Here is a 17,513-nt window from a genome sequence, read left to right as displayed (position 1 = left end):
AACAAGAATTTCAACAATTTTTTCCAATACTATCCAACGAAGCGGTCTACTCCAGCTTCTTTCTCAGGACAATGAAGGTGTAACCAATGGCAATTCCACTGCGTAGTGCGACGACAACCCATGGCCGTAGAATGGCAGGTGCCAGAAGCCTCTGGCGTGCCAACGGCATGAAAGAAGAACATTTCGGCAAACCGATCATTGGCATCGTCAATTCATTTACCCAATTCGTTCCGGGCCATGTGCATCTGCACGAGATTGGCCAGCAGATGAAAAAAATCATAGCGGATCAGGGTTGTTTTGCTGCCGAATTCAATACCATTGCCATTGATGACGGTATTGCCATGGGCCACGACGGCATGCTCTACTCCCTGCCCTCACGCGATCTTATTGCCGACAGTGTCGAGTACATGAGCAACGCCCACACCGTGGATGCCCTGGTCTGCATCAGCAACTGCGACAAGATCACCCCGGGTATGCTGATGGCCGCCATGCGTCTGAACATCCCTGCCATCTTCGTTTCCGGCGGACCAATGGAAGCCGGTGTGGACGGCGACAAACGCTACGATCTGGTGGATGCCATGGTAATGGCTGCCGACCAGACCGTAAGCGATGCCGATGTCGAGCGGGTGGAGCGCAGCGCCTGCCCTACCTGCGGTTCCTGCTCCGGTATGTTTACCGCCAACTCCATGAACTGCCTCAACGAAGCACTGGGGCTGGCCCTGCCGGGCAACGGCACCGTGGTTGCCACCCACGCCAAACGTAAAACCCTCTTTACCAGGGCAGCACACCGTATTGTTGAGATGGCATATGCCTGGTACGACCGCGAGGATGCATCTGTGCTGCCACGCTCAATCGCCTCCAAGGCCGCTTTTATGAATTCCATGGCCCTTGATATCGCCATGGGTGGTTCCACCAACACTGTCCTGCACCTCCTGGCCATTGCCAACGAGGCCGGTGTCGACTTCACCATGCAGGACATAGACAAACTTTCCAGAAAAGTACCAGTACTTTCCAAGGTTGCACCGTCTTCTTCCTATCACATCGAGGACGTGCACAGAGCGGGCGGTATCATGTCCATCCTTGGTGAACTCGACCGGGCAGGTCTCATCGACACCAGCGTCAGCCGGATAGACAGCCCGAGCCTGTCAGCAATTCTCGACAGTCACGACCTGATGCGCGAAACCGTAAGCGACGAAGCCAAAGAGCTGTACAAGGCTGCCCCGGCCCAGATTGGCCTGAATCTGGTCATGGGGTCCCAATCCACCATGTACCAGGAAGCGGATACCGATCGTTCAGCCGGCTGTATCAGAGACCTTGAAAATTGTCACAGCAAGGATGGCGGACTCGCCGTGCTGTTCGGCAACATGGCTGAAAACGGCTGCATCGTCAAAACGGCAGGCGTTGATGAGTCAATCCTCAAATTCACAGGCACTGCAAGGGTTTTCGCGTCCCAGGACGAATCCTGCGAGGCAATTCTCGACGGTCGGATCAAGGCTGGAGATGCTGTCATCATTCGCTATGAAGGCCCCAAGGGCGGGCCGGGCATGCAGGAGATGCTCTACCCGACCTCCTACCTGAAATCGGTTCACCTCGGAGCTGAGTGTGCCCTGATCACCGACGGCCGTTTCTCCGGCGGCACCTCCGGCCTCTCCATCGGTCATGTCAGCCCGGAAGCCGCTGCAGGTGGCACCATCGCCCTGATTGAAGATGGCGACACCATCGAGATCGACATCCCCAACCGCACAATCAATGTGGATGTCTCCGACGATGTTCTGGCTGAGCGCCGCGCCAAAGAAGAGGCCAAGGGTGACGCAGGGTTTAGCCCGGGCAAGCGTGACCGCGTTGTCTCCAAGGCTTTGAGGGCCTATGCAATGCTCGCATCCTCGGCCGACAAGGGGGCGGTTCGCCAGCTCCCCGGCGAATAATAAACACTCCTCTTTTCCTATTACTCACAACGGCAGGCCACCTGAGTGCGCCTGCCGTTCCCCCTCACCACATCCCACATCCAACCTCACTCCTCACATCCCATATCCAACGTCCAACGTCCAACGTCCAACGTCCCACCTCTAAATGATAAAAATAACCGTTCTCTTCCAACACCTTATCTTTTCTTTAGATCTCATCGAACAAATATAATAGGATAGATATGGGTGGATTATTCACACCCCTACTATGCCGAACCGCTCACAAAATATCAGAGGAACAATTGTGAAGCCTACAAATCTACAAGATCCTGAGTATTTTCATAAAGTCATAGATTGCCAGTACGCCTGTCCGGCCCATACCGCCTGTGCCGAATATATCCGACTGATCGATTTCGAGCGTTATGAGGACGCCTATATGGTGAACTGGGTCTCAAACGTATTCCCCGGAATTCTTGGCCGGGTCTGCGATCGTCCATGCGAACCGGCCTGCCGTCGCGGCAGGTTGGACGGGGAACCCGTGGCTATCTGCCGTTTGAAACGGGTCTGTGCCGATAACAAAAGAGCCATTATCGATAGACTTCCGAAAGTCCCTGAAGAAAAAAACGGCAAAAAGATTGCCTTGATTGGTGCAGGTCCCGCCTCGCTCACCGTAGCCCGTGACCTTATCCTGCTGGGCTATACCATCGATCTCTATGATGATCAGGCTAAAGCCGGGGGATTTATCCGCACCCAGGTGCCCTCATTCAGATTGCCGGAGCAGGTGCTTGATGAGGAAATCAACTACATCCTCGATTATGGAGTGAACACCTTCTTCAACCAATATATCGACAACCTCCAGGAGATTCTCGATAAAGATTATGACGCCATCTTTATTGGCACCGGTGCCCCCCGCGGCCGTGACCTGCCCGACCTGCCCGGCCGCGCCGAGGGAGATCAGTCCATTCACCTCGGCATCGAATGGCTTGCCTCTGTGCTCTATCGCCATGTTACCAGTGCAGGCCCCAAAGTACTTGTGCTGGGCGGTGGCAATACAGCAATGGACTGTTGTCGTACCGCCAGACGTCTCGGCGGCACTGATGTAAAAGTCATTGTCCGCAGCCCCAAGAATGAGATGAAGGCATCTCCATGGGAGGTCGAAGACGCCGAGCATGAAGATGTGGAAATCATCGAGAACCATTCACCTCTGGAGTTTGTTGTTGAAGATGGCAAATTAATCGGCATGCGTTTCGACCGGGTTGAACCAGTATATGATGAAGTCGGTAAAAGAAGCCTGGTCTCCATTGGCAATGAGCCGGTTTTCATCGGGTGCGATGAGGTGATCCTCGCTGTTGGTCAGCAGAACGCCTTTCCATTTATAGAGCGCGATATCGGTATCGACTTCGACAAATGGGGATTGCCGGTGCTCAATAAGCACACCATGCAATCCACCCTGCCCCAAGTGTTCTTTGGTGGCGACGCAGCATTCGGCCCACAAAATGTCATCACCGCTGTGGCCCACGGCCATGAGGCTGCGATATCCATTCATCTCTTCTGTCAGGGAGCAAATCTGCTCGACCGTCCCCATCCCAAGGTGAACCTTGTCGGCCAGAAGATGGGTATCCATGACTGGCTCTATGAAAGCCACGTCACCGATGACGAGCGTCAGGTCGTTCCGATGGTGGAGAAGGTCAAATCGATACAGGACCGGCTGATCGAAGTTGAACTTGGTTATGACTATGATCTTGGCCAAAGGGAAGCCAAACGCTGCCTCAACTGTGATGTGCAGACTGTCTTCGATGCCGAGACCTGTATCGAATGCGACGCCTGTGTCGATATATGCCCGGTCACCTGCATCAACTTCATTGAAAACGGTGATGAAGATGATCTTCGTCAGCGGCTGCTGGTGCCGGCCAATAACCGCACAACTGATCTTTACGTATCTTCTGAGCTGCCCACCGGGCGGGTGATGGTCAAGGACGAAAATGTCTGCCTGCACTGCGGCCTGTGTGCTGAACGCTGCCCAACATCATCCTGGGAGATGATTAAATTTGTCTATCAGGCCCCAATGGCGGAATAAAAGAGATCTCAAATCTATGGAACCAATACAAAGTACTAATGACTTCGTAATCCGCTTCGCCAATGTCAACGGCTCCGGTTCGGCAAGCGCCAACAACCTCTTTGCCAAGGCAATCTTCAGGATGGGCATTCCGGTCAGCCCCAAAAACATTTTCCCATCTAATATCCAGGGATTACCCACCTGGTATGAAGTGCGGGTCAACGACAAGGGGAACCTTGGCAGACGCGGCGGTGTCGACATGATGGTGGCCACCAACGGCCAGACTCTGGTTCAGGACTATAACGAGTTGCTGCCCGGTGGATACTTTTTCTATGATTCAACCAGACCGCTGTTCGATGAGTGCGACAGAGACGACATCGTCGAGATCGGCATTCCGCTCACGCAGCTTACTAACGATGCCTTTACCAACCCAAAACTGCGCCAACTCCTGAAGAACATTGTCTATGTAGGTGCCCTCTCCCACCTGCTCGACATTGAATTCACCGTTCTCACCGACGCCATCGGCCAGCAGTTCAGGAAGAAACCGAAACTGGCTGAGCCCAATATCCAGGCACTTGAAATCGGCAGGGATTATGCGAAAAAGCATTTTAACGAGAGCTGCCGACTATCTCTTTCCCGCAGGGAAAACATCCTGCAGGACTCAATTCTGGTAGACGGCAACAGCGCCGCCGCCCTCGGCGCACTCTATGGCGGAGCCACCGTTGCCGGTTGGTATCCCATTACCCCATCCACCTCCGTGATAGAGGCGTTTGAGCGATTCTCCAACATTCACCGGCTCGAAGAGGACGGCAGCAAAAAGGTTGCCATTCTCCAGGCCGAAGATGAACTCTCAGCTCTTGGCATGGTTATCGGCGCCTCATGGAACGGATCACGGGCCTTCACCGCCACATCCGGCCCCGGCATATCACTCATGGCTGAATTTCTCGGCCTGGCCTATTTTGCCGAGGTACCTGCAGTGGTAGTGAACGTACAGAGAACAGGGCCGAGCACCGGCATGCCGACCAGAACCCAGCAGTCTGATTTTATCGCCACCGCCTACGCCTCTCATGGCGATACCAAGAACGTGCTGCTCATTCCCTGCGACCCGGCGGAGTGTTTTGAACTTACCGCCGATGCGTTCGATCTTGCCGAGCGACTGCAGACTCCGGTACTTGTCATGAGTGATCTTGATCTGGGCATGAACGACCATATCAGCAGGCCTTTTGTCTGGGATGACAACCGGGAGTATGACCGTGGCAAAACCTTAACAGGTGAAGAGCTGGATGAGTTTGAACGAAACAGAGAGAGATGGGGACGCTACCTCGACGTTGATGGGGACGGCATCTGCTATCGCACCATCCCCGGCGCCCACCCCACCAGGGGATCATACTTCACCAGGGGCTCCTCCCACGATGAGTATGCGGCATATACCGAAGACAGTGGTGCCTATCAGCGCGCCATGTTGAGGCTCGATAAAAAGTGGCAGACAGCAAAAACCATGATGCCCGAGCCCCATATCAAGTTTCGGAGCACGTCTGCCCAGGCGGGGAACCCTCTCGGTGCACTTTTTTTCGGCACCACCACCCATTCCGCCTACGAGGCAATAGACAGGCTGGCAGAAGAGAGGATCATCATCGACACCATGCGTCTTCGATCATTCCCCTGCCCTCAGCCTGCTGTGGATTTTATTGACCAGCATGAAATCGTTTTCGTCATCGAACAAAACCGCGACGCCCAGATGCGAACTTTACTCATCGCCGAATATGGCTTTCATCCGGACAAGCTCGTCTCTATTCTCAACTTTGACGGCAAGCCGATCACTGCCGATTTTATAACCGAAAGCCTGAAAGCAAAACTGGCTGGCAGAACCGGCACAGACAGTTCTCCCCATCTCGCCACCGGAGGTAATGTATGAGCTATACCCGACCGACCTTTCGCCACCCTGAGCAACAGAAAAACAGCAAAGGGTATCACCGGCGGGACTATGAAGGTGCGATTTCCACTCTCTGTGCAGGCTGCGGTCATGACTCTATTTCCAGCGCTATTGTGCAGGCCTGTTTCGAGATGGCCATAGAGCCGCACAGGGTGGCGAAGCTTTCCGGTATAGGATGTTCTTCAAAGACTCCGGCCTATTTTCTTGGCAAGTCACACGGCTTCAACTCAGTCCACGGCCGCATGCCCTCCATTGCCACCGGAGCCAATATGGCCAACCGGGATTTACTGTATATAGGTGTTTCCGGTGACGGCGACACCGCCTCCATCGGCATGGGTCAATTCGCCCACGCCCTCAGGCGTAACCTGAACATGAACTATATCTGCATGAACAACGGTTGTTACGGTCTCACCAAAGGCCAGGATTCAGCCACCGCAGATAAGGGCAGCGCCGGAAAAAAAGGCAAACCGAATCCCTTTGAATCAATAGACCTGTGTGAAATTGCCATCCAGCTTGGCGCAAGTTTTGTCGCCCGTAGCTTCTCCGGCGACAAGCAACAGCTTGTACCGCTGATTAAAGCGGCCATCAGCCACAATGGTCTGGCATTTCTTGACGTGATCTCCCCTTGTGTTACATTCAACAATACTGACCGCTCCACCAAAAGCTATCAGTATGTTCGTGAGCATAGTGAGGCAACAGGTACTTTTGATTTCATCCCGCTCCAGAGGGAAATCCTGACCCGTTACGATGAGGGCGCCACCCAGACAGTGGTGATGCATGACGGCTCTACCCTGCTTCTTGAAAAGCTCGAACAGGAGTTCGATGTTACTGACCAGCGCCGCTCTGTAGACAAGCTCGAAGAAGCAAAAGAACGTGGTCGGGTGCTTACCGGAGTCATTTATGTCAATCCGGCGAGCAAGGATACCCACGACATAATCGAGACAACCCCGCGTCCGCTCAACAGCCTCACCAGGGAAGATCTCTGCCCCGGCAATGATGCATTAGAAAAAATTAATAACAGCCTGAGATAACGCCCGGGCAAAATTTAGATTTTATATCATGTCATTAATAAGTATTTTGGGAATAGCCATCGCCCTGGCCATGGACGCCTTCGCGGTGGCTATTGCTGTCGGTATCAGTCTGAAAACAATCAGCGCCAGACAGACTTTTCGACTCTCCTGGCATTTTGGCCTCTTTCAGGCCATGATGCCGATTATCGGCTGGGCCCTCGGCAGCGCCATCCACAACTTCGTGGAAAGTTGGGCCCATTGGATAGCTTTCGGTCTTCTTGCCGCAGTGGGCACCAATATGCTTCGCGAAGCATTCGACTTCGAAAAAGACACCGAAGCAGAAAAAAAAGATTCCACCCGCGGACTAACCATGGTCATGCTTTCGGTGGCAACAAGTATTGACGCTCTGGCGGTCGGCTTCAGCATGTCCATGCTGGAGATAGACATCGTTACCCCTGCAATCATCATCGGCATTGTGGCTGCAGCTTTTACCATAACCGGCATGCACCTTGGCAAAAAGGTTGCTTCTTTTAAAAAATTAAGCGTTCTGGCTGAGATCCTTGGTGGTGCCGTACTTTGGGGAATTGGCTTAAACATCCTGCACCAACAAGGTGTTTTTGAAACGTTCCTCTTCTCCTGACCATAATTTCCCTTATCCAAACGTGGTAGTCCTTCGAAATTCCGATTTTTTATGGCATTATCCCATTGCATTACTTAATCAATTAATTATATTCTTTTATAGCTATTGATCTCCACCAAACAAGGCAGCATAAACAGCACATTAACCTTTCGGAGGAACAGTAATGAGAAGCTCAATCAGCACAAAGCTCGTTGCAGCTGCATTTGTACTGGCACTTGTTTCGTCTGGGCTTAGCCCGACAAATAGTTTTGCGGACAGTGCCAAGCAACCTGCTGCAGCCCAACAGCAGGCCCAGAACGTTTACAAGGGACCGGTGGTTGGTAAATCGAATAAAGCGAAGACTATTTCCATCCAGGTTGGCAAGGGGGACGCTGCCAAAACCATGATGGTGCGATTCGATGACCAGACCAAAGGAATCGAGTTCGCGAAAAAGGGTGAAGCGGCCATCATCACCTGGGAACAGCGGGGAGAAGATAAATTCGCGACCCTTATCAAGCCCAAACTTGCCAAACTCCCTGAGGGTGTCACCGAAATAAAGGTCGATGAAATCCATGAGCTGCTGGCAAGTGCGACGCCTCTCACCCTGGTTGATGCCCGTCCACTCTCCCGTTATCACCAGGCCCACATACCTGGAGCAATTTCAATTCCCGTCGCCAAACTGAAAGAGAAAAAAGCGGAAGTGCTCCCTGATGACAAGGATAAACTGCTGGTTTTCTATTGCGGAGGCCCCACCTGAGGCATGTCCACCGCAAACGCCGGTCTGGCGAAAAAACTTGGTTACAACAATATTCGAGTATTCCTTGATGGTGAACCTGCCTGGTCTGAGGAAGGGTATCCGCTCTATGCATCAAATGAGTTCGTAAAAACTGGCAATATCGTCCTGCTCGATCTGCGCGAAGACGGCAGCCCGGCCGATGGACGAATCCCCAGGGCTGTAACCGTTCCGTATGAAGAACTTGAATCACGCATCGATGATATCCCCCGCAACGCACCGGTGGTTCTTTACAGCGACAGCGAAGAGAGTGCCATGGATGCCTATGAAGATCTCAAAGATGAGGGCTTCAAGCATGTTTCTATGGTCAAAGGCAACTATGAGGGCTGGGTGGATGCAGGCGGTGAAGTCGAATCCGGGCCTATCTTCTCCAACGAGATCAGCTGGGTGCGCAAACTTGGTAAAGGTGAAGTATCCGTTGCCGAATTCAAGCAGGCGGTTGACGGCAAGCTGCCCGACACCTTCGTGATCGATGCCCGGACCGAAGAAGAAATAGCCGAGTTCGGAATATTCAAAAACACCGTGAACATCCCCCTGGATGAAATACCCAAAAAACTCGCCTCAATCCCCAAGGACAAGAGAGTATTTATTCATTGCTCCACCGGCGCCAGAGCCGACCTTGCCTACGAGGAGCTGAAAAATCATGGCTATGATGTCAAGTTTCTGCTGCTCGACATCACAGACCCGGCCTGTGATTGCGAAATAATCAAGCCGTAACCTCAGCAGAATCGCTATCTCCTTTCGCCCGGACGGAACCCTCATTCCGTCCGGGCAGCCTTACCCTTCGCTTCTCGTTTCTCGCTTCTCGTAAAATCGACTATTCCAGTAGAATGAAAAACTCGCACAGAGAAGTATCTGTAGGAATTTTTGTTCACATCGGCTACCTAAAACTTATCGGCATAGCAGCAATAATGAGCTGAACAAAAAAATATACAATCAGGCTTCGCTCTGCCATACTGTGGTCGGCACAATCGCCGAGTTCCTGTTCAAACTTTAATAGCTGCGGAATATGAAATCCATAACAAACCGGAATTTTGAAAACTACATGTTCTTAAGCGTTCTGTTCTTTCTATGCAGCATATCCACACTTGTCTTCACCATATCCGACCTCCGGGCTGAGAACGCGATCACCCCATCGCTGCAAGCGGAAATTGAAAGAACCCATGAGATCCAGGCCATTCTCCAGATCCTTGCAAACCGTCCGCATCTTGAATGGACTTTGGCAAAGAAACAGCAATTGCGGGGTTATGTATCGAACCTGAAAAACCAGATCAAATATGCCGAATCCGAAATCAACCAACTCAACTCAGTTCTGGGTGGGCTTGGTGGGGAAAATGGCGGCGGTTCCACGTCATCAGCCAATTCACTACCCGAGGTTGAGGTTCTCAAGCAGAACAAGCAGCTCGAACTGGCGCAACTTCGTTTTTCCCTGCTCAATACCCAGAAAACTCTCGAGCAACTCGACAAATATATCGGGGAGCAGCAGAGCCAAAACCTCTACACCCGTAATGACCCTCTTTGGCTGCAGGCCTCCGGCATGACTCCGGATGCGGTTCAGTCGGAAATGCGATCGTCTATCGTTCCACAAAAGGTGGATCTTTCACTTGCTTATACTGCCATAATCATAACGTTTTTTTTACTTTCGGCACTTATCCTGAAGGCACGGAGTTTTATAACAACGCAGTGTAAACCGGACAACATGGTGCGTCTGCTCGTCCAGGCTCACGTTCGGCATAGTGTCGTTATCCGGGTACTCTATCTGGCCATTTGCCTCTCGGTGATACTCTTTTCCCGCTTTCAGCCTTCTTCTCTGGTATATGCATACCTGACGCTGCCAATAACCTTGGTGTTTTGCTCCTCTGTCATCTATTCACTGTTTCACGCCATACACGCCCGTTTCCGACAGCAGGACACTCCTGTTTCCGAGGGCCCGGACAATCGCTCGTTCTCTCTCATCGTATTGTTCTTCGGTGTTGCCACAGGACTCCTGACACTCTTTTCTTCGAGCTATCCCGCCGGTCAACTGCAGCTTCCGAACATCAACCTGATATCATCCTGCATTTTCATCCTCTGGTTGATCGCCTTATCATTACAGACCAAAGCAATTGGCAAAGAGCTTTTCCCCGGGATATGGCAGCAGGGAAAATACCTGGTCTATTCAGCTATTCTTATTCTCCTTGTGCTGGAAGTATTTGGATTCAAGAATCTTGTTATCCATATCGCCTATATACTGGGTGCCACTTTTGCCGTTTTTGCCTTTTCGCTCATCTTATATGATTCAATCGATATTCTCATACTGTTCCTCAACAGGCAGAGAGTGTTTTTTCGTACTTCCCAAGGCAGAGAAGAAAAAGGGAGCGCGCCAAAGACACAAACCAGCACGGTTTTGAGTATCGGTCTGAAAATATATGTCATTATTGGAGCCGCCATACTCACCCTGCACCAATGGGGAATCACCAATGTCGACAGCGAGCGGCTCCGGGAAATTTTTGTTCATGGCTTCCAGCTGACCGGTATACAGATCTCCCCCCTGCGCGTGACAATTGCTCTCCTGATCCTGCTTCTTTTCTGGCCTTCAATTGACTACATCAAGGCAAGGACAGAGAACAGGCTTTTGAAATCGGGAGATTTTTCTGAAAGCTCACGGGATACCATTCTCACAATCACAGGTTACATCTGTTATGGCGCACTTATCCTGCTCATGCTGGGAGTAGCCGGTGTGAAGTTAACCGGTCTTACGGTGGTAGTAGGTGCCCTTTCGGTTGGAATAGGTTTTGGATTACAAAACATCGTCAACAATTTTATCTCAGGGCTGATCCTCATGTTTGAAAAGCCTATAAAAAAAGGGGACTGGATACTGGTAGGCTCTACAGAAGGTTACGTGAAAAAAATCAGTATACGCTCAACAATCGTCCAGACTTTTGACAGATCTGATGTCATTGTGCCGAACTCGGAGCTTATCTCCAACCAGGTAACAAATATGATGTTTGATGATCACCGGGGCAGGCTCAGGGTCTCGGTCGGCGTCGCATATGGCAGTGACACGGAGTTGGTGCAAAAACTATTGCTGCAAATCGCGCACAAACATCCACAGGTTATAACCGATGGTTCAACTCCTGTCCCCAAAGCCTGGTTCCAGGCATTCGGGGACAGTTCCGAATGGCGCTAGTTTAAGCGTGTTTTATAGGTGAAAAGCAACTGAATATATTGGCAAAAATTGGTATAATTTGCTATGCGAAACCAACACCAAATCATGCCAATGTTGCCCGGTTTTCACCTTCCCAAACGAGGTAGAAAACCTCATAGCCAACAACAAAAATTTGCTCGAAAAATCACTTCCCTCAGACAGAACTCTTTTAAACAGATAGGAGAGATTTTTGGGCAATTCATTCCCACGAAATTGCTCAAACAGGATCCTTCGGGAAAGATGAGCAGACGACGTTTGTTTACCAAGGAAAACACTTTTTGGTCCTTCTTAGGCCAAGTCCTTGATGCAGACGGTGGATGTAGAGAAGCTGTAAAAAAGTTGCAATCATATGCATCTAACCACGGCCTTCGGCTTCCATCATCATCTACCGCTTCATATTGCTGTGCACGTAAGAAATTAGATGAAAATCTGCTTGTTGAGGTGTTTCAACATACTGCTAAATGGTCCGGAGCACGACGTGCATCTCATTCATTAAATGATCGCCAGGTAATTGTTGTTGATGGGACAGGTGTTACAATGGCGGATACAGCAGAAAATCAAGAGCTTTGGCCACAGTCATCGAACCAGAAACCAGGATGCGGCTTCCCCTCAGCACGAATATGCGCATACTTTTCATTGCAAACCGGAACAATGCTCAGCTATGCCATCGGTAATAAAAAGAGTAACGAACTTCCATTGTTCCGTAAGCAGTGGTCCACCTTTGAGGCTGGTGATATCTTTCTTGGTGATAAAGGTTTTTGTAGTTACTTCGATTTAGCCGAGCTGAAAAAACGCTGTGTTGATAGTGTGATAACACTTGCTCGTAGAAAACCAGTCGGTAGGAAAAACTGCATTAAAGAATTCGCTCCTGATGATCTACTGATTGAATGGAAAAAACCAGTATACAGGGAAATGGTGTCGTATTCGCGGAAAACCTGGGAGGACCTTCCCGACAAACTCGTTATGAGACAAATCAAAGTAAAGGTGACTCAATCAGGGTTTAGAACAAAAGAATTTCATATTGTTACCACGCTAATCGATCAAGATCAGTACCTGAAAGACGAAATTGCAGCGTTATACCTTAAGCGTTGGGATGTCGAACTTTTCTTTCGTGATATCAAGACAACGATGGGATTTGATATCCTCCGGTGCCAATCGCCTGAAATGATAAAGAAAGAAATTTTAATGTACTTCATAGCGTACAACTGCATCCGGCGCATAATGTTACAAGCGACACAGCTGGTAGACATTGATATCCGGTCTATCAGTTTCAAAGGAAGTCTACAGGCTATTAGAAGTTGGGAACCACGGTTGGGGTCCTCTAGGTTGAGCACAAATGAAAGACAAAACATGCTCTCAGATTTATCCTTTGTCGTGGCTCGTTGCAAAGTTTTCGACAGGCCTGGACGAAGCGATCCGCGGTGTCTTAAGCGAAGACCAAAACCTTATCAGTTACTCAACAAACCTAGAAGTGAAATGGTCGAAATACAGCATCGGAGCAGATATGAAAAAAAGGCTTAAACTAGCGCCATTCGGGACAGTTCCCTGAATTTCGATCTGCTCTGTCACCTGAAAGATATTGACATGAAAATACATGTCAGGAGCGAGCTTCATATGGCGATTGATAAATCATTTAAGGAAAACGGTATTGAGATCCCATTCCCACAACGGGATGTGCATATCAAAACCGGTTCCACCCCTATCTAATTACCCCGGTTCGTCTGATGCCCGTTGAAAGCGGTGATTGTTTTTTGATTTGCTTGCAGATTTGGAACAGCGAAGACACTGACAGAACCGCCTCCCATGGTGGCGGCTATGCCAGTGGTGACCCCCCGCGGGTAAAAAGAGATACTCCCGCCTTTTACAACCACCCTTTCTTCTTGAAGAATCGCAGCATTAATGCAGCAACTGCCACCAGAACTCCCCAGAATACAAAATAACTGTATTTATACCGAAGTTCAGGCAGGTATTCGAAATTTGTACCGTAAATCCCCGCTATGAAGGTTAAGGGGATAAAGATAGCCGCGAAAATGGTCAGAACCTTCATGATCTCATTAAGTCTGTTGCTGACGATGGTATTGTAGGTATTCAGGCTATCGCTGAGCATCTCCCGATAGGTTTCCAGAACTTCAACGGCCTGGATCGTCAGGCCGTGCAGATCCTTAAAAAACGGCATCGTCTCTTCGCTGATCAAATTGGAATCCACCTTGATCAACTGACCAATAAGGTCCTTCACCGGCCTGATAGTCTTACGGAGGTAACTCACTTCCCGCTTATATCTGGTAATGGTGCTTACTACTTCCTGATCGAAATCCTTGAAAATCGAATCATCGATCTCCTCAATTCGGCTGCCGAGGTTTTCGATCGTGACAATATAGTTATCGACAATGGTATCCAGCAGCACATACGCCAGGTAATCAGTCCCTCGCTTTCGTGTCCGCCCCTTGCCTTTTCGCAACCGTTCCCGTATCGGCTTAAACATCTCCATCGGCTGTTCGTGAAAGGTTACCAGAACATTGGCACCGATGATCATCGAGTACTGATCACTTAATACAGACTCTGTTTCCGGATTGAATCTGAGGGATTTGAGAACCAGATAGATCGTATCGTCATAATCGTCCATCTTGGGGTGCTGACCGGTATTCACAACATCCTCAAGCACCAGCGGGTGGAGATTAAGCCCTCGTGCAAACTGCTGAATAAAGGAGGTATCGTGCAGGCCATACACGCTTATCCATGTGACATGGTCTGAATCGAGGTATGCTGCGCAATCGAGAGGTGAATGGCATTCAGCCTCGGTCAATTCCTGCGCGGAGTAGCTGACAACACTTATAAACGGTTTGTCGACCTTTTGTGAGCCGATAAACACCACATCGTCCAGGGATTTCCCCAGCACTTTGTCTCTGCTTTTCAGAAACCGGGCCATAGCTCTCTCCCCAAAGATTATTCTCAAAAAAAGAGGAAGTACGTTATCTCAGTATGCCTAGATTCATCGAGCTTGCAGACCTGAGTTTACCAAGCCGCGAGGCAAGCGACTTTAACAACTGGCCACTGCCATATCACCCTCTTTCTGTCGATTAATATAGTATATTTTCATCGACATCCACAATTTATTGTTTCCCCATACTCAATGCCCATGCAACACCAGGCTCAACCGACACAAACTATCGGTCGCCTCTCTCACTCAACACTCTTTGAGTGACCAAATCCTTCATCTCTGGTATTTTGCTGCAAACCGGTCAATTTCGCCTTAAGCGACAACCACAATTCAAAAGTTCGATTTTCACTGCTCACCAATGCTGTTATGCCCCTGATCAAACGTAACGAAATTCCCGCCCTGCTCAAGGATGAGGGTAAACTCGCAGAACTTTCTGTTGTCCTGCTCTTTGGCGAGCGCTATCTCTGCAAGGAAGCAGCGGACCAGTTACAGGAAGCACTGACTGCAGACGGCAGAGGAGCGGTGCATCCAATCGATGGGGATCATGAGGATCAGGGACAGACACTTGCCAAATTGCTCAGTTTCAGCCTGCTTCCCGGGCGTCAGGTTTACCGGGTTTCCGATTCCCGGATTTTCCACAGTAAAACAGTCGCCTCCACCATCTGGGATAAGGCTCAGCAGAATAGTGATGCCGGAAAAACCGCACCAGCTATGCGACATATTGGAGCCTTTGCCCGTCTTGGTTCCATAGATCTCGAAAGCCAGAAACCGTTTTCCGAAATTTCAGGCTCACAATGGGAGAAGATGTTTGGCTTCTCCAAACCCGGAGATCTCGGCTGGGCTGACTCTCTGCTCGTGCAGGCTGTGGGCACCGGCAAACTTCCAAAGGGTGGCGGCAACATAACTGAGAGATACATCGACACCTTCACAAAGGGCATCCCTGATCAGAACGTGCTGATCCTCAGCGCTGAAACAGTCGACAAACGTCAACGGTTCTACACTTTCATCAAGAAAGAAGGTCTGGTAATCGATTGCTCCGTGGCCACAGGGGCCAGTAAAGCTGCCCAGGATGCACAGAAAGACGTAATTCGGGAGATGATGAACAAGACCCTGGCCGATTTCAACAAATCCATCGAGCCACGGGCTTTGGAAATCTTTTTTGAGCGGGTCGGCTTTCACCCCGTCGCCGCTGTCACCGAAATGGAAAAGCTCGCCCATTATGTCGGTGACAGACCGCAGATCGTCGCCCAGGACCTGGAAGAGATGGTAGGCAGAAGTCGGGAAGATGCTCTTTTCGAACTCACAGACGCCTTTGGCAAGCGCCAGATCGGCCGAGCACTCACCATACTTAACCGCCTGCAGGAAAACGGTACCCACGGTTTAGCCATCCTGGCTACTCTCAGAAACTATATACGGAAACTTCTTATCTTTCGCTCACTGCAACTCCAGCCTACTCCAGCCTGGCACTCCGGCATGAACGCTAAACAGTTCCAGGGCAGTTACCTGCCTGCCTTAAAAGAACAAGGCGAATGGAGCGATATGCTTGGCGGCCACCCCTATGCGCTGTTCATGAGTTTCACCAAAGCGGGGGAATTCTCCTGCGGCCAGCTAAAACAGTGGCTGAGCCTGCTGCTTGAGGCGGAGTTCCGGCTCAAGGGCTCACCGATCCCTCAACATATTGTGCTGGAAGAGATGCTTCTGACTATGCTGAAGTTACAGAGAAGAGGTTAACTCAGCAATTCGCGTTCTCAGCTTTCCTCCTGACCTGCCGGGTCGATAACGCCTGCCCTGCATATAACTGCCAAGTCACCGAGTATTCCACCCGCATAGAGTACTGCTACCGCTACCTTGATATCCAGAATACCGGTGCCGGATAAGGTGGGTGGTATTGAATTGCGCCCCCGCTGAGACTACTTCCCCCTGAAAGGGATCTGGCAATATGAGATTCCCTTTTGCGGCTGAATACCGTTCTGGGAGAGAAACATGGTGAGGGAGTTCATGGAGATGCCGATATTCGGGGTTGGCCCGAGAAAGAGATGCTCCAGGTCAATGGGACCATTACCCATTGAACTCAGCCTGAACTCGATGTAGGGCACCAGCATGGAGACCCCTTCCCGAAACTGGACCGCCGCCTGGTGATAATTGGTTATCACCGGTGACACGATCCGCCACTCTTCCTCTTCACGAAATGAAGGATGCTTGAGAATTGCCGCAATCCGTAACAAGTCACTTTCGATCATCTCAAAAATTTGATTGTAGACGCGGTTACCTCCACTATCCCGCTCGGTCAACCGGCCATCATGCTCTTCGGCCAGTTCTTCCACCGCATCAACAACCTGGCAGATCAACAGTTCCTGCTGCTCGCAACTGTAAATGCACTTGCCGATCTGAAACGCCTGCTGGTCTGCACACCGCATAATGTATTCCGGATTAAAACCCAGACTCACCCCTTTGCCGTGCCTGCTGTATCCTCGCCACTGGCTGAGAAGATTACCGTTGGAACGAAAAGAAGCGGCAAAGAGCATATGGCCGTTGGTTATCCGGTGGGTGACCCAGTCGAGAAACTGATTCAACAGGTCAGGCATAGCGTGACCGGCTGTGATTCTACGAGAAACCTCGGTCTTGAGCAGATCCGCCGTGTGCTTCAGCTCGGCAGAGTCATTCATATACCTGATATCACTGGTCCAAAGTGACCTGCTTTTGACAATCCCCAGTAATCCGCTGAAACTGGTATAATGGTAAAGCCTTTCCTGAGGTACGTCGGCATACAACTTGGAAGTTATATTATGTATCATATCAATTTCACTCGTCTTTACTGATTACACATTTCTCCCGGCCTTTGGGCGTTTAAGAAGCCGCCATCAGACACATCTTCCAACATATTGATACAAAACGGTTAAGCAGTATCAACCAGCCAAATACTGTACCAATATTATGTTCATTTTAGTTCTCCTTGACGAAGGGATGCAAAATAAACCAGACAGAACTCTTCACAGGCAGCTAATTTTACTGTAATCATTTAGAAAAATGACGTAAAATTAAGAAGTATCGATCCAATTGGTCAACACCAGCA

At 50.2% G+C, this 17,513-nt stretch carries 13 protein-coding genes; 11 read left to right on the top strand and 2 right to left on the bottom strand.

Features of this window, described 5'->3' with window-relative positions; genetic code table 11:
• Positions 1-86 precede the first annotated feature (86 nt).
• From ilvD to FCL45_RS24815, 10 genes are all read left to right on the top strand, one after another.
• Positions 87-1,925 (top strand): dihydroxy-acid dehydratase, encoded by a 1,839-nt coding sequence (gene ilvD, locus FCL45_RS07445; RefSeq protein WP_136797430.1) that lies wholly within the window; start codon positions 87-89, stop codon positions 1,923-1,925.
• A 283-nt stretch (positions 1,926-2,208) separates the two neighbouring features.
• Positions 2,209-3,981: an FAD-dependent oxidoreductase gene (locus FCL45_RS07440; protein ID WP_136797432.1), complete on the top strand. Its 1,773-nt coding sequence runs from the start codon at positions 2,209-2,211 to the stop codon at positions 3,979-3,981.
• A gap of 16 nt (positions 3,982-3,997) precedes the next feature.
• Positions 3,998-5,875: a 2-oxoacid:acceptor oxidoreductase subunit alpha gene (locus FCL45_RS07435; protein WP_136797433.1), complete on the top strand. Its 1,878-nt coding sequence runs from the start codon at positions 3,998-4,000 to the stop codon at positions 5,873-5,875.
• Complete coding sequence (locus FCL45_RS07430) at positions 5,872-6,924, top strand: 2-oxoacid:ferredoxin oxidoreductase subunit beta (protein ID WP_136797435.1); 1,053 nt, start codon at positions 5,872-5,874, stop codon at positions 6,922-6,924. The genes FCL45_RS07435 and FCL45_RS07430 overlap by 4 nt, the downstream gene beginning before the upstream one ends.
• A gap of 28 nt (positions 6,925-6,952) precedes the next feature.
• Positions 6,953-7,543, top strand: a complete 591-nt coding sequence (locus FCL45_RS07425) for a manganese efflux pump MntP (protein WP_136797436.1) — start codon at positions 6,953-6,955, stop codon at positions 7,541-7,543.
• Positions 7,544-7,706: 163 nt separating this feature from the next.
• The gene (locus FCL45_RS07420) at positions 7,707-8,279 is read left to right on the top strand and encodes a rhodanese-like domain-containing protein (RefSeq protein WP_136797438.1); all 573 of its coding nucleotides are present in this window, start codon (positions 7,707-7,709) and stop codon (positions 8,277-8,279) included.
• A gap of 3 nt (positions 8,280-8,282) precedes the next feature.
• Positions 8,283-9,032, top strand: a complete 750-nt coding sequence (locus tag FCL45_RS07415; protein WP_136797439.1) for a rhodanese-like domain-containing protein — start codon at positions 8,283-8,285, stop codon at positions 9,030-9,032.
• A 292-nt stretch (positions 9,033-9,324) separates the two neighbouring features.
• A complete protein-coding gene (locus FCL45_RS07410) occupies positions 9,325-11,484 on the top strand; it encodes a mechanosensitive ion channel family protein (RefSeq protein WP_136797441.1) in 2,160 nt (719 codons plus the stop codon).
• Between the two features lie 84 nt (positions 11,485-11,568).
• Entirely contained in the window at positions 11,569-13,023 is a 1,455-nt protein-coding gene (locus FCL45_RS07405; RefSeq protein ID WP_217907577.1) for an IS4 family transposase, read from the top strand.
• 9 nt (positions 13,024-13,032) lie between these two features.
• The gene (locus FCL45_RS24815) at positions 13,033-13,209 is read left to right on the top strand and encodes a hypothetical protein (protein ID WP_338031724.1); all 177 of its coding nucleotides are present in this window, start codon (positions 13,033-13,035) and stop codon (positions 13,207-13,209) included.
• 154 nt (positions 13,210-13,363) lie between these two features.
• On the opposite strand, the gene corA is transcribed toward FCL45_RS24815, so the two are convergent.
• Positions 13,364-14,428 carry a magnesium/cobalt transporter CorA gene (gene corA / locus FCL45_RS07400; RefSeq protein WP_136799586.1) on the bottom strand — a complete coding sequence of 355 codons (1,065 nt, stop codon included), beginning with the start codon at positions 14,426-14,428 and terminating at the stop codon, positions 13,364-13,366.
• Between the two features lie 378 nt (positions 14,429-14,806).
• Between corA and holA the strand changes: the two genes are divergently transcribed.
• A complete protein-coding gene (holA, locus tag FCL45_RS07395) occupies positions 14,807-16,171 on the top strand; it encodes a DNA polymerase III subunit delta (RefSeq protein ID WP_136799587.1) in 1,365 nt (454 codons plus the stop codon).
• Between the two features lie 179 nt (positions 16,172-16,350).
• Here holA and FCL45_RS07390 read toward each other — a convergent pair whose 3' ends face one another.
• Positions 16,351-17,235 carry a DUF2971 domain-containing protein gene (locus tag FCL45_RS07390; protein ID WP_136799588.1) on the bottom strand — a complete coding sequence of 295 codons (885 nt, stop codon included), beginning with the start codon at positions 17,233-17,235 and terminating at the stop codon, positions 16,351-16,353.
• Positions 17,236-17,513: the final 278 nt, after the last annotated feature.

The sequence above is a fragment of the Desulfosediminicola ganghwensis genome, from assembly GCF_005116675.2.
Taxonomy (GTDB): domain Bacteria; phylum Desulfobacterota; class Desulfobulbia; order Desulfobulbales; family Desulfocapsaceae; genus Desulfopila; species Desulfopila ganghwensis.
The sequence above is the reverse complement of the archived record's forward strand: the minus strand, read 5'-3'. Positions and strand labels throughout refer to the sequence as shown.